General features: G+C 57.3%; 14 protein-coding genes. 8 read left to right on the forward strand and 6 right to left on the reverse strand.

What is annotated here, in order from left to right; translation table 11 throughout:
• The first annotated feature begins 123 nt into the window (after nt 1–123).
• Complete coding sequence (locus V1566_RS09990) at nt 124–1,356, forward strand: MFS transporter (protein ID WP_159513726.1); 1,233 nt, start codon at nt 124–126, stop codon at nt 1,354–1,356.
• A gap of 67 nt (nt 1,357–1,423) precedes the next feature.
• Here V1566_RS09990 and V1566_RS09995 read toward each other — a convergent pair whose 3' ends face one another.
• The gene (locus V1566_RS09995) at nt 1,424–2,236 is read right to left on the reverse strand and encodes a Cof-type HAD-IIB family hydrolase (RefSeq protein WP_395305751.1); all 813 of its coding nucleotides are present in this window, start codon (nt 2,234–2,236) and stop codon (nt 1,424–1,426) included.
• Nucleotides 2,226–3,440 carry an MFS transporter gene (locus tag V1566_RS10000; RefSeq protein ID WP_395305752.1) on the reverse strand — a complete coding sequence of 405 codons (1,215 nt, stop codon included), beginning with the start codon at nt 3,438–3,440 and terminating at the stop codon, nt 2,226–2,228. The genes V1566_RS09995 and V1566_RS10000 overlap by 11 nt, the downstream gene beginning before the upstream one ends.
• 81 nt (nt 3,441–3,521) lie before the next feature.
• Here V1566_RS10000 and V1566_RS10005 point away from each other — a divergent pair, with 81 nt between their 5' ends.
• A complete protein-coding gene (locus V1566_RS10005; protein ID WP_370733544.1) occupies nt 3,522–4,073 on the forward strand; it encodes a TetR/AcrR family transcriptional regulator in 552 nt (183 codons plus the stop codon).
• Here V1566_RS10005 and V1566_RS10010 read toward each other — a convergent pair.
• The 3 genes from V1566_RS10010 to V1566_RS10020 form a co-directional block, all read right to left on the reverse strand.
• A complete protein-coding gene (locus V1566_RS10010; protein ID WP_395305753.1) occupies nt 4,070–4,840 on the reverse strand; it encodes an SDR family NAD(P)-dependent oxidoreductase in 771 nt (256 codons plus the stop codon). The two genes, V1566_RS10005 and V1566_RS10010, sit on opposite strands and share 4 nt — an antisense overlap.
• A 118-nt stretch (nt 4,841–4,958) precedes the next feature.
• Nucleotides 4,959–5,390: a glutaredoxin-dependent arsenate reductase gene (gene arsC / locus V1566_RS10015; protein WP_395305754.1), complete on the reverse strand. Its 432-nt coding sequence runs from the start codon at nt 5,388–5,390 to the stop codon at nt 4,959–4,961.
• Between the two features lie 243 nt (nt 5,391–5,633).
• On the reverse strand, nt 5,634–7,319 hold the full coding sequence (locus tag V1566_RS10020) for an aspartate:alanine antiporter (protein ID WP_014169303.1): 1,686 nt from the start codon (nt 7,317–7,319) through the stop codon (nt 5,634–5,636).
• 273 nt (nt 7,320–7,592) lie between these two features.
• On the opposite strand from V1566_RS10020, the gene V1566_RS10025 reads away from it, so the two are divergent.
• Entirely contained in the window at nt 7,593–7,967 is a 375-nt protein-coding gene (locus tag V1566_RS10025; protein WP_213328420.1) for an inner membrane protein YbjM, read from the forward strand.
• A gap of 30 nt (nt 7,968–7,997) precedes the next feature.
• Here the strand turns inward: V1566_RS10025 and V1566_RS10030 are convergent, their stop codons facing one another.
• On the reverse strand, nt 7,998–8,267 hold the full coding sequence (locus tag V1566_RS10030; protein ID WP_006809455.1) for a GrxA family glutaredoxin: 270 nt from the start codon (nt 8,265–8,267) through the stop codon (nt 7,998–8,000).
• Nucleotides 8,268–8,451: 184 nt separating this feature from the next.
• Between V1566_RS10030 and nfsA the strand changes: the two genes are divergently transcribed.
• The 5 genes from nfsA (at nt 8,452) to potG (ending at nt 13,387) form a co-directional block, all read left to right on the forward strand.
• Entirely contained in the window at nt 8,452–9,174 is a 723-nt protein-coding gene (nfsA, locus tag V1566_RS10035; RefSeq protein ID WP_219324208.1) for a nitroreductase NfsA, read from the forward strand.
• Between the two features lie 69 nt (nt 9,175–9,243).
• The gene (gene rimK / locus V1566_RS10040) at nt 9,244–10,146 is read left to right on the forward strand and encodes a 30S ribosomal protein S6--L-glutamate ligase (protein WP_395305755.1); all 903 of its coding nucleotides are present in this window, start codon (nt 9,244–9,246) and stop codon (nt 10,144–10,146) included.
• Between the two features lie 63 nt (nt 10,147–10,209).
• On the forward strand, nt 10,210–10,686 hold the full coding sequence (locus V1566_RS10045) for a YbjN domain-containing protein (RefSeq protein ID WP_395305756.1): 477 nt from the start codon (nt 10,210–10,212) through the stop codon (nt 10,684–10,686).
• A 351-nt stretch (nt 10,687–11,037) separates the two neighbouring features.
• On the forward strand, nt 11,038–12,150 hold the full coding sequence (gene potF, locus V1566_RS10050; protein ID WP_023335062.1) for a spermidine/putrescine ABC transporter substrate-binding protein PotF: 1,113 nt from the start codon (nt 11,038–11,040) through the stop codon (nt 12,148–12,150).
• 103 nt (nt 12,151–12,253) lie between these two features.
• Entirely contained in the window at nt 12,254–13,387 is a 1,134-nt protein-coding gene (potG, locus tag V1566_RS10055; RefSeq protein ID WP_024907855.1) for a putrescine ABC transporter ATP-binding subunit PotG, read from the forward strand.
• The last annotated feature ends 1 nt before the right edge of the window (nt 13,388 follow it).

Genomic DNA, 13,388 nt, shown 5'->3' on the forward strand with positions numbered 1-13,388 from the left:
AATTAAGGAAACCTTAAACGAAGACGATATGTGCTTTATTTCTGTTTATCCTCGATAAATCACTATCTCAGGCTGCGGCATTTCATTAAACTCGTCGCGATTTTGTCATTAAAAAGAGATTGCATGTTAAACCGTTCTTCTTCTGGTTCACGTCTGGGTCGTCAGGCGTTGCTTTTCCCTCTGTGTCTGGTGCTCTACGAATTCTCTACCTATATCGGCAACGATATGATCCAGCCCGGTATGCTGACCGTTGTGGCGCAGTACAACGCGGGAATCGAGTGGGTACCGACCTCCATGACCGCCTATCTGGCCGGCGGCATGTTTTTGCAGTGGCTGTTAGGCCCGCTGTCGGATCGTATTGGCCGCCGTCCGGTGATGCTGACGGGCGTGGTGTGGTTCATCGTCACCTGTCTCGCCACGCTGCTGGCGCAAAACATTGAACAATTTACCCTGCTGCGCTTCCTGCAGGGGGTGAGCCTGTGCTTTATCGGCGCCGTGGGGTATGCCGCCATTCAGGAGTCGTTTGAAGAGGCGGTGTGTATCAAAATTACCGCGCTGATGGCGAACGTCGCGCTGATCGCCCCCTTACTCGGGCCGCTGGTGGGGGCCGCGTGGGTGCACGTTGCGCCGTGGGAAGGGATGTTTGTGCTCTTTGCGCTTCTCGCCGCCTTCGCGTTCTTTGGCCTGCACCGTGCGATGCCGGAAACGGCCACCCGCATCGGCGAGAAACTCTCGCTGAAAGAGCTGGGTCGGGATTACAAAGAGGTGCTGAAGAATGGCCGCTTTGTGGCGGGTGCGCTGGCGACCGGGTTCGTTAGCCTGCCGCTGCTGGCGTGGATCGCGCAGTCGCCGGTCATTATCATCAGCGGTGAAAAGCTCAGCAGCTACGAGTATGGCCTGCTGCAGGTGCCGATCTTTGGCGCGCTGATTATCGGGAACCTGGTTCTGGCACGTTTGACGTCACGCCGCACCGTGCGTTCACTGATTATCATGGGCGGCTGGCCGATTGCGGCAGGGCTGATTCTGGCGGCGGTGGCGACCGTCGCGTCATCCCACGCCTACCTGTGGATGACGGCGGGGCTGAGCCTCTATGCCTTCGGAATTGGCGTGGCTAACGCCGGGCTGGTGCGCCTGACGCTGTTTGCCAGCGAGATGAGTAAAGGCACGGTCTCAGCGGCGATGGGGATGCTGCAGATGCTGATTTTTACCGTCGGTATCGAAGTGAGCAAGCATGCCTACGCGATGGGCGGCAACGGGCTGTTCAGCCTGTTTAACCTCGCCAACGGCGTGCTGTGGGTTGGATTGATGGTGGTGTTCCTGAAAGACAAACGCGTCGGAAACGCCCTGCAACCATAATCTTTTTTCCCTCTCCCCTTTGGGGAGAGGGCCAGGGTGAGGGGCGAGGGCACCAGACCGCCCGCGGTCAATTAAACGGCGCCTCCCCGTTCAACACCTTCTCAATCACGTCTAAAACGCCTTCATCGTTATTGTGCGGCGCTTCAAAACGCGCCGCCGCTTTAATATGCGGTCTGGCATTCGCCATCGCAAAGCTGAACCCGGACTGACGCAGCATCTCCACGTCGTTGCCGCTGTCGCCGAAGGCCACCACTTCGCTGTCGTCAATGCCCCAGCGCTTTTGCAGGATCCGCAGACCGTTGGCTTTATGCACGCCGGGGATGATCAGGTCGATACTGCCGTGACCGGTCGTGACGGGCACCATGATGTCGCTCAGCTTTTCATGCAGCAGCGCCTGAATCCGCGGAATTTCATCGTCAGAAACGTTGAGCCCGAACTTGAAGAAAATATCGTTCAGGTTGTCGAAGTCGCTGACCATTTCGAGGCGGTGGTAGTACTTCGCCGCGATATCCTTAAAGCCTTCGTCATAGCATTTCAGCGTGTACGCGCTGCTTTTTCCGCAGGCGATGATCTCAATACCCGGCACGTCGCTTAACAAGTTCGCGACGGTGTCGAAATGGGCTTTCGACAGTTCACCGTTAAAGACGTCCTCACCTTCGCTCACGACCCAGCCGCCATTTTCGGCGACGAACGCTATTTCATGCGCAATCTCCGGGAAAAAGGAGATGAGCTGGTAGTACTGGTTGCCGCTGGCAACCACGAAGCGAATGCCTTGCGCCTTCATGCGGGCGTACTGCGCCAGAAAGCGCGGGCGATTGTAGGTCTTGGCATCGCTCAGAAAAGTGCCATCCATGTCGACGGCGATCAGTTTAACGCTCATATCCCTTCTCCAGTGTCGTTTGATTCGTTTCCGGCTTTGCCACCGCGCGCGCCACCAGCGCCGCGATGATGACCAACCCTAACACCACCAGCATGGCGCTGCGCAGCCCGTAGTGCTCGCCGAGGAAGCCGAGCAGCGGCGGCCCGACCAGGAAGGCTAGATAGCCCGTGGTTGCCACCACGCTGACGCGCGTCGGGGCATCCGGGCCGGTATCGCTGGCGGCTGAAATGGTCAGCGGGAAGCCGAGCGACGCGCCCAGTCCCCAGAGGATCACCGAGACCCCGGCAATCCAGTCCACGTCGACAAAGATGATCATCGCAATACCCAGGCCGCCCAGCAGGGCGCTGGCGCGCACCACCGCCACGCGGCTGTAGCGGTCGATAAACCAGCCGCCGGTGAAGCGACCCACGGTCATCCCAAGCGTAAACCCGGCGTAAATCAGCGAGCCGGAGGTCGGGCTAAAGCCGTGACCGTCCACCATCAGCAGCGGCAGCCAGTCGTTGGCGGAACCTTCAGCGAACGCCATCGCCAACACCACCACGCCGATCAGCATCAGCTGGAAGTCGCGGTAGAAGGGCCGCCCTTTTTCGGTTGAGTGCTGCTCGTCAGCGGAGTTCTTACCGGTGCCGTCCGGGATCGCCCGGATGCCGGTCAGAACAGGAATGATGCACACCAGCGCCGCCAGCAGGATATGCAGATTCGCGCTCACACCGGTGGCCGTCAGCGCCATCCCCACGCCCGCACCGGCCAGCGTGCCGAGGCTGTAAAAACCGTGCATCATCGGCAGCACGGTTTTGTTCATCTCACGTTCGACCGCCGCCCCTTCAACGTTGATGGCAACTTCAGCCGAACCGAAGCTGCCGCCAAATACCGTCAGGCCCAGGGCGAACAGCAGCGGCGAGGCAAACCACAGCGCCACGCTCAGTATCCCCATCCCGAACACGGCAACACACATGGTGGTGCGGATCACCGCCCGCGTACCGAAGCGTTTTACCAGCCACGCGGAGCAAAGAATGCCGCTCATGGAGCCTATCGACAGGCCGAACAGCACGATGCCCATCTCAGCGGTAGAAACAGACAAAATATCGCGAATGGCGGGGGTGCGCGTGGCCCAGGAGGCCATCAGCAGACCGGGAATAAAGAAGAACATAAACAGCGCCCACATGCGTCGCTGCAGGGCTTTACGGGGAGAGGTCAGCGTCATTGGGGTAGCACCAGAAGTACAACAATAGCGACAACACTAGCAAGTTTGTGTACATTTGTACACAAACCACGTGAGGAATTTATGAGCAGACCACCGAACGATCCGCATCGCCGGGAGAAGATCCTGCAGGCAACGCTCGATACCATCGCCGAGCACGGTATTCACGCCGTCACGCACCGTAAAATCGCCACCTGTGCGGGCGTGCCGCTGGGGTCGATGACCTACTATTTCGACGGCATGGAGCCGCTGCTGGAGGAGGCCTTCACGTGGTTTACCCGGCAGATGTCGCAGCAGTACCGGGAATTCTTTGCGGGCGTCACCGGGCCGGAAATGGCGTGCGAATCCATCACCACGCTGATCCACAGCTCCCAGGTGACCACGCCGCACAACATGGCGCTGATGTATCAGCTCTACGCCTTTATGCACCGCAGCGCGGCGCTCAAAACGGTGATGCAGGACTGGATGAAGATGAGCCAGACCACGCTGGAGCAGTGGTTCGACCCGGTCACCACCCGCGCGCTGGACGCGTTTATCGAAGGGATGACGCTGCACTATGTCACCGACCGGGCGCCGTTAACCCGCGAAGAGATCCGGGCGATGGTGGGCAGGATTGCGGGCGAGGGCGGCTGCTAGGTTGCGCCCGCGGTCATATTGACGGTAGTTCCCGTGATGGCGCCTGCCGCATCTGAGGCCAGAAACGTAATCGTGTCTGCCACCTGCGCCAGCGTCGGCAGGCGATGCGTCAGGGTACTGTGCGCGGCACCGCCGAGAAACTGCTCGACCGTGATGCCCATCGCCTGCGCCTTGGCGGCGAAAATGGTCCCCACATACGAACCCGCCTGCACCGCGTCGGCTATCGCGTGTGAACGCACGCAGAGTACCCGAACATTTTGTGCCCCCAGCTCAGCCGCGAGCGCCCGGGTCAAGGCTTCCGTTCCCGCGCAGCCAACGATATGCCCGAGGTGGCCCGCCATCGCCATATTTGCGGCGGGGGCGACGACGGTAATTATGGTCCCGCCATGCTCGCCGCCCATGCGGGGCGACGCGGCTTTTGCAATGTTAAAGTACGCGGCCAGGAAAGGGTCGAAGCCCTGACGGAATTCGCCGAGCGTTAATGCCGCAAGGCGTTTACCCTGATCGTGCATAAAGCCCGTGGCGTTGACGACAATATCTATGCGGGCAAGGTCCGGGAGCTGCGAGGAGTCATCGAGCGCATCAAACATGAACGTGCTGGCAGACCCTCCGGAGGCGCGAATACGGCTGGCGACCTGCTCCAGCCTGGCGTGGTCGCGTGCGGCGAGGTACACATCCGCCCCTTCACGCGCCAGAGCGTATGCCGCTGAACTCCCGATGGCACCGCTGCCGCCGAAGATGACGGCGGTTTTGTTTTTCAAGCCCATACCTGCATACCCTCACCAGGATTAACCCTCAGAAGTATGTGCCGGGTTTCGACTGTTGCAACTCGGCCGGTGGGCGCGGTATGCGGTTGACAGGCCTTACTGCGCCATTATCAATGGGTTACTTTGGCGAGTTTTTTTTCCCGCTGGCGTCCACGACGGCTTCGCCATCCTCTTTCGTAAACGCCCCTTTTTGCGCATCAGGCAGGATGTCGAGGACGACTTCAGACGGGCGGCACAGGCGGGTGCCCAGCGGCGTTACCACGATCGGACGGTTAATCAGGATCGGGTGTTGCAGCATAAAATCGATAAGCTGGTCGTCGGTGAACGTATCTTCCGCCAGGCCGAGCTGTTCATAGGGCTCCACGTTTTTACGCAGCAGGTCCCGCACTGAAATGCCCATATCGGCAATCAGGATGGTCAGCTTATCGCGCGACGGTGGGGTTTCCAGATAGAGGATAATCTCTGGCTCCGTGCCGCTGTTGCGGATCATCTCCAGCGTGTTGCGCGAGGTGCCGCAGGCGGGGTTGTGGTAGATAGTGATGTGGCTCATATCAGTGGCTCATTACAGTGTCAGGGACAGACGAAGTATTAATGCTGCATATCGTTGTGTAATGGCTAGTTTATCAAATTCAGGCAACAAAAAACCCATCAACCTTGAACCAAAACGGCGGGGTTGATGGGCTCCACAAATTGGGGACATCAAAGAAAAGCAGTGGCACTAGTTATGACTGCCCCCTGATAAAAAAGTTCTGCGCGTAACGAAAATATTTTCCACCACGCGCAAACTTAGGACTTATCCGAGTCCCGGCCAGATGATGATGATCAGCGTACCCGCCAGCGTGAGCAGTACGTTAGCGATAGCGTACGTGCCTGCATACCCCAGCGCCGGGATGTTGCTGCGCGCGGTATCGCTGATGATTTCCATCGCAGGCGCACAGGTACGCGCGCCCATCATTGCCCCGAAGAGCAGGGCGCGGTTCATGCGCAGCACGTAGGCGCCGAACAGGAAGCAGATCACCACCGGCACCAGGCTGACGATAAGTCCGGACACCAGCATCTGCCAGCCGACGGCGCCCAGGCTGTGGCCGATACCGCTGCCCGCGCTCAATCCGACGCCCGCCATAAAGACCATCAGACCGAACTCTTTCACCATGTTCAGCGCGCCCTGCGGAATGTAGCCGAAGGTCGGGTGGTTGGCTCGCAGGAAGCCCAGCATGATCCCGGCAAACAGCAGCCCGGCGGCGTTACCGATGCCGAAGCTAAAGTTGCTGAACTGGAAGGTGATCATCCCGATCATCAGGCCGACGATAAAGAAGGCACAGAAGGCCAGCAGGTCGGTGACCTGGCTGTGAATGGAGATAAAGCCGATGCGGTCGGCAACGGTTTTCACGCGTCGCGCGTCGCCGCTGACCTGCAGAACGTCGCCTTTGTTGAGTACGACGTTATCGTCGATTGGCATCTCAATCTGGCTGCGGATCACGCGGTTGAGGAAGCAGCCGTGGTCGGTCAGCTTCAGCTGCGCCAGACGGCGGCCCACGGCGTTATGGTTTTTCACCACGATCTCTTCGGTGACGATACGCATGTCGAGCAGGTCGCGGTCGAACACCTCTTTGCCGTTACGGAAGCTCGGGTCGAGACGGGCGTGGGCATCCGGGTAACCCACCAGCGCGATGTCGTCGCCCATCTGCAGCACCGCGTCGCCGTCCGGGTTCGCCAGAATGCCGTTGCGGCGGATACGTTCGATATAGCAGCCCGTCTGGCGGTAAATCCCCAGCTCGCGCAGGTTTTTGCCGTCTGCCCATGCCACCAGCTCTGGCCCGACGCGATAGGCGCGGATCACCGGGAGATAGACTTTACGTTTGGAATCGGTATCGAGACCGCGCTCGCGGGCAATTTGCTGGGCGCTGGTTTGCAGATCCTGGTGCTGCAGTTTTGGCAGGTAGCGTGCGCCAACGATCAGGCTCACCAGACCAATCAGATAGGTCAGGGCGTAGCCCAGGCTCAGGTGGTCGAGGGCGGTAGAGAGCTGCGCGCCGGCCATGCCGGAATGGCGTAGGGTATCACCGGCACCCACGAGCACGGGGGTGGAGGTCATGGAGCCTGCCAGCATACCGGCCGTTAACCCGATATCCCAGCCAAACAGTTTACCCAACCCTAAGGCGATCAGCAGCGCGCTGCCGACCATCACCAGCGCCAGCATCAGATAATTTTTGCCGTCGCGGAAGAAAATTGAAAAAAAGTTCGGTCCCGCTTCCACGCCAACACAAAAAATAAACAGCATAAAACCTAAGTTGAGCGCGTCCGTGTTAATGCTGAAGTGCTGCTGGCCTAATAATAAGGAGACGACTAAAACGCCAATGGAATTACCAAGTTGAACTGAACCCAGGCGCAATTTACCCAGGCAAAGGCCCAGCGCCAGTACCACAAATAATAACAGGATGTAATTCCCATTTAACAAGTCTGCGACGTTTATATTCACGGAGGCTAACTTCTTGTTTACCAGTAAGTTGTTGAATGAAAGGGCTTTTTGGGCTACTGTTTTCTGGGTCAGGGAAAGGCGTTAACGCTCCCTGTTTCCTGCTTTATTCCCTAAAACATTAGCTGGCGTGTAGTTTAATCGCATTAGCTACTGACAGCTACTGATTATCGCATCACCCTGTGCGTACTTTGGCAAGGATTGCCGCACTGCTTTATCTGACTGGGCGTCTACCCGACGAAGGTGTATTTGATAGAGATAAGTCAGGAGGATAGTTTGAACATTAAACGAAACTGGGCGGGGGTGATCAGCTGCTTTTTGCTGTTCACTGTCGTGTGCATGTCGCTCGCTTTTAATGTGAAAGGGGCATTCAGGGCGTCGGGCCATCCGGAGCTGGGGTTGCTCTTTTTTACGCTGCCGGGTGCCGCAGCCAGTTTTCTCTCCCGTAAAGGGGAGGTGGCGAAACCGCTGCTGGGCGCCATGCTGGCCGCACCGCTGTGTCTGCTGCTGATGCGCTTGCTGTATGTGTCGACGAGAAGCTTCTGGCAGGAGCTGGCGTGGTTGCTGAGCGGCGTCTTCTGGTGCGCCCTTGGCGCGCTGTGCTATTTGTTTGTGTGCAGTCTGATTAAACATCGGCGGCACCACAATTAAAAACGCCCTCAGTGTGAGGGCGTCTTAGCATTACTGAGCGGCAAACAGGCCCAGATGCTCTTTGGCGTAAGCTTCAAAGTCAGTGCAGCCGCCGATGTGTTTCTGATCGAGGAAGATCTGCGGTACGGTTTCAACCGGCTTGCCGACGGTTTTTTCGAGATCCGCTTTGGTGATGCCTTCCGCGTGGATATCCACGTAGCGGAAGTTGAAGTCATCGCGCTCTTCGGTCAGTTTCTCAGCCAGCTCTTTCGCGCGCACACAGTAAGGGCACCCTGGACGACCAAAAATTACTGCAAACATTTCTCTCTCCTCAAAAAACAAGCCTGACGGCGAATAGGACATATAGTGCCCGATAACCTGCCGCCATTAAAGAAGGTTTCGCCTGTCGCTTTGATACAGTCAGGCTATGTTTCGCCAATTACACCGCGCAAATCATTGCCTATACTGGCTGGCATAAGGTTTAAGCAAGACAAAGAGAGACAAGATGACACCAACGATTGACCTGCTCCGTTCCCACCGTTCCATTCGCCACTTCACCGATGAGCCGATTACCGAGGCGCAGCGTGCCGCGATTATCGACAGCGCCAGGGCGACCTCCAGCTCCAGCTTTCTGCAGTGCAGTTCCATTATCCGCATCACCGACCCGGACATGCGCGAGCAACTGGTCACGCTGACCGGCGGGCAGAAGCATGTGGCTCAGGCGGCAGAGTTCTGGGTGTTCTGCGCCGACTTTAACCGCCACCTGCAGATCTGCCCTGAGGCCGAGCTGGGGCTGGCCGAACAGCTGCTGCTGGGCGTGGTGGATACCGCGCTGATGGCGCAAAACGCCTTCACGGCGGCGGAGTCGCTGGGGTTAGGCGGCGTCTACATCGGCGGCCTGCGTAACAACATCGAAAGCGTGACCGAGCTGCTGAAGCTGCCAAAACACGTGCTGCCGCTGTTCGGCCTGTGCCTCGGCTGGCCTGCGGATAACCCGGACCTGAAGCCGCGCATTCCTGCGGCGATGCTGGTGCACGAAAACCACTACCAGCCGGTCGATCAGGACGTCCTGAATCAATATGATGAAGAGCTGGCGAACTACTACATGACGCGCGGCAGCAATAACCGCCGTGATACCTGGACTGACCATATTCGTCGCACCATCATTAAAGAAAATCGCCCGTTTATTCTTGATTACCTCCACAAACAGGGATGGGCGACGCGATAGTCCATTCCTCCTGCGCTTGCCTGCGTATATGATACGCAGGCTTTTTCCATGTCTTCAGAGAGGTGCAGGGTGAAAATTGCCATATTGTCCCGGGATGGAACGCTCTATTCATGTAAACGCCTGCGAGACGCGGCGGCGAAACGCGGGCATCAGGTTGAGATCCTCGACCCGATGTCCTGCTATATGAACATCGACCCGGCCGCCTCGTCGATTCACTACAAAGGCCGCAAGCTGCCGCACTTTGATGCGGTGATCCCGCGCATCGGCTCCCAGATCACCTATTACGGCACCGCCGCGCTGCGCCAGTTCGAGATGCTGGGCAGCTATCCGCTCAATGAATCCGTCGCCATATCCCGCGCCCGCGACAAGCTGCGCTCGCTGCAGCTGCTCGCCCGTCAGGGGATCGATCTCCCCGTCACGGGTATTGCCCATTCACCTGACGACACCAGCGATCTTATCGACATGGTGGGCGGCGCGCCGTTGGTGATCAAGCTGGTGGAAGGCACGCAGGGCATTGGCGTGGTGCTGGCGGAGACGCGTCAGGCGGCGGAGAGCGTGATTGACGCCTTTCGGGGACTGAATGCCCACATTCTGGTGCAGGAGTATATCGAAGAGGCTAAAGGATGCGACATTCGCTGCTTCGTGGTCGGCAATGAAGTGGTGGCGGCCATTGAGCGCCAGGCGAAAGAGGGCGACTTCCGCTCTAACCTTCACCGGGGCGGCATTGCGAGAATCGCTGATATCAGCGACCGGGAGCGGGAAATTGCCGTCAAAGCGGCGCAAACCCTGGGGCTGGACGTAGCGGGCGTAGATCTTCTGCGGGCGACGCGCGGGCCGCTGGTCATGGAGGTGAATGCCTCGCCGGGGCTGGAAGGCGTGGAAAAAACCACAGGCGTCGATATTGCGGGTAAAATGATCTCATGGATCGAGCGTCATGCGACCCCAGGCTACTGTCTGAAAACGGGCGGTTAAATGGTATTGAACGCACTTTTTGCGTACCCTATGCACAGATTATATTGAAGAGGCTGCACAGCGATGGATTTACAGGTCGTTCCTACACTGGATACATTACGTCAATGGCTTGATGATGCCGGAATTACGTTCTTCGAATGTGATTCCTGCCAGGCGCTGCATCTGCCTCATATGCAGAATTTCGACGGCATTTTCGATGCCAAAATCGATCTCATTAACGACGTGATCCTTTTCTCCGCGCTGGCCGAAGTGAAGCCGTCTGCGCTGCTGGCGCTGGCCTCCGACCTGTCAGCGATCAACGCCAGTTCTTTGACGGTGAAAGCATTTCTCGACATACAGGATGATAATCTGCCAAAACTGGTTGTTTGCCAGTCTTTATTCTCCGGTGCCGGGCTGTCGTTCAAGCAGTTCTCCTGGTTTATGCGCTTGAGTGAAGAGCAAATTTCCATGGTCATGATGGAAGCCAATGCACACCATCTGCTGTATAACACGGAAGATGATGCAGAGAATAATGATGCATCTCCCAATTTTCTTCACTAAGCCTGTCTGACTTTTGCGCAGTCGCTGCCATAGCGGCTGCAGAAGGCCATTTTTTCTGCTGCTTTTAACCTTTCTTTAAAGAATTTTTCACCTCCCTGAAGGCCGTTTCGGCTTATCACGTAGACATAACCTGCATAAAAAATTGATAAAAGGCGTTTTTTCGTCTGGGCTATAGCCGGAGACACGGGCTACAGTTATTCTTGCGGTGCTTAAAAAAGCGAGCGGAAACTGCCGGGTAAAGAGGTTTCTTTTTATTTTGGGCAGAGCGACAAACTATGCATGATTTTTGCATATATCCAGATTGCACAGTTTTAGTTCGTTTGTTAACGAGCTTTCAGAAGGAATAACACTATGATCGCCTTGAATAAAAAATGGTTATCGGGTCTGGTTGCGGGTGCTCTGATGGCCGTCTCTGCCGGCACGCTCGCTGCGGAACAAAAAACGCTGCACGTTTACAACTGGTCTGACTATATCGCGCCGGACACGGTGGCAAATTTTGAGAAAGAGACCGGCATTAAAGTGGTCTACGACGTTTTCGATTCCAACGAAGTGCTGGAAGGAAAACTGATGGCGGGCAGCACCGGGTTTGATCTCGTGGTGCCTTCCGCAAGCTTCCTGGAGCGTCAGCTGACGGCAGGCGTCTTCCAGCCTCTGGATAAGAGCAAGTTACCGAACTGGAAAAACCTCGATCCCGAAGTGCTGAAGCTGGTGGCTAAGCATGACCCGGACAACAAATACGCCATGCCTTACCTGTGGGCGACTACCGGTATCGGCTACAACGTTGATAAAGTCAAAGCGGTGCTGGGCCCGGACGTCAAGCTGGACAGCTGGGACGTGGTGCTGAAGCCGGAAAACCTTGAGAAGCTGAAAAGCTGCGGCGTCTCCTTCCTCGATGCGCCGGAAGAGATTTTCGCCACCGTGCTGAACTACCTGGGCAAAGACCCGAACAGCAGTAAAGCCGATGATTACACCGGCCCGGCGACCGATCTGCTGCTGAAGTTGCGTCCTAACATTCGTTACTTCCACTCGTCTCAGTACATCAACGACCTGGCGAACGGCGACATCTGCGTCGCGATCGGCTGGGCAGGGGACGTGTGGCAGGCGGCTAACCGCGCGAAAGAGGCGAAAAACGGCGTGAACGTCTCTTACTTCATTCCGAAAGAGGGGGCGCTGGCGTTCTTCGACGTCTTCGCGATGCCGGCTGACGCAAAAAACAAAGACGAAGCTTATCAGTTCCTCAACTACCTGATGCGTCCTGAGGTGATCGCCCACATCAGCGACCACGTTTACTACGCGAATGGTAACAAGGCCTCCGTGCCGCTGGTAAGCGAAGAAATCCGTAACAACCCGGCTATCTATCCGCCAGCGGATGTGTTCGCCAAGCTCTTCACCCTGAAAGTTCAGGATCCAAAAATTGACCGCGTGCGTACCCGCGCGTGGACCAAGGTGAAAAGCGGTAAATAAGTTACCGTGAGTCGTAGGCCGGGCAAGCGTTAGCGCACCCGGCAACAGGCGCACCGCTCTGGTGCGCCTGCACCATGATTTGATCTCTACCGGAGAACACCCCGTGAATGACGCGATCCCCCGCCCGCAGGCGAAAGTCCGTAAAGCGCTGACCCCGCTTCTTGAAATTCGTAACCTCACCAAATCTTTCGACGGTCAACATGCCGTGGACGACGTCAGCCTGACTATCTATAAAGGCGAAATTTTTGCCCTTCTGGGAGCTTCTGGCTGCGGTAAATCGACGCTGCTGCGCATGCTGGCCGGTTTTGAACAGCCTACTGCCGGGCAAATCATGCTCGATGGCGTGGATCTCTCCAGCGTGCCACCGTATCAGCGCCCGATTAACATGATGTTCCAGTCCTACGCGCTGTTTCCGCACATGACGGTGGAGCAGAACATCGCCTTTGGCCTGAAGCAGGACAAGCTGCCGAAGGCCGAAATTACCGCGCGCGTGGCTGAGATGCTCAGTCTGGTACACATGCAGGAGTTCGCGAAGCGTAAACCGCATCAGCTTTCTGGTGGCCAGCGGCAGCGCGTGGCGCTGGCAAGAAGCCTGGCGAAACGCCCGAAACTGCTGCTGCTCGATGAGCCGATGGGTGCCCTGGATAAAAAACTGCGTGACCGTATGCAGCTCGAAGTGGTGGATATCCTCGAGCGCGTGGGGGTGACCTGCGTGATGGTCACCCACGACCAGGAAGAAGCGATGACCATGGCCGGTCGTATTGCGATCATGAACCGCGGCAAGTTCGTGCAGATTGGCGAGCCGGAAGAGATTTATGAGCACCCGACCACCCGCTACAGTGCGGAGTTCATTGGCTCGGTTAACGTTTTCGAAGGGCTGCTGAAAGATCGTCAGGAGGATGGGCTGGTCATTGAATCGCCGGGGCTGCAGCATCCGCTTAAGGTCGATCCTGATAACTCGGTGGTGGATAACGTGCCGGTCTACGTCGCGCTGCGTCCGGAGAAGATCATGCTCTGTGAGGATCCGCCTGCCGATGGCTATAACTTTGCCGTGGGCGAAGTGGTGCACATTGCCTATCTGGGCGATCTGTCCATCTATCACGTGCGCCTGAAAAGCGGGCAGATGCTCAGCGCGCAGCTACAGAACGAACATCGCTATCGCAAGGGGCAGCCGACCTGGGGTGACGAAGTGCGCCTGTGCTGGGATGCTGACAGCTGCGTCGTGCTGACGGTATAAG

The organism is Enterobacter sp. ECC-019 (genome assembly GCF_043974075.1).
GTDB lineage: Bacteria > Pseudomonadota > Gammaproteobacteria > Enterobacterales > Enterobacteriaceae > Enterobacter > Enterobacter asburiae_D.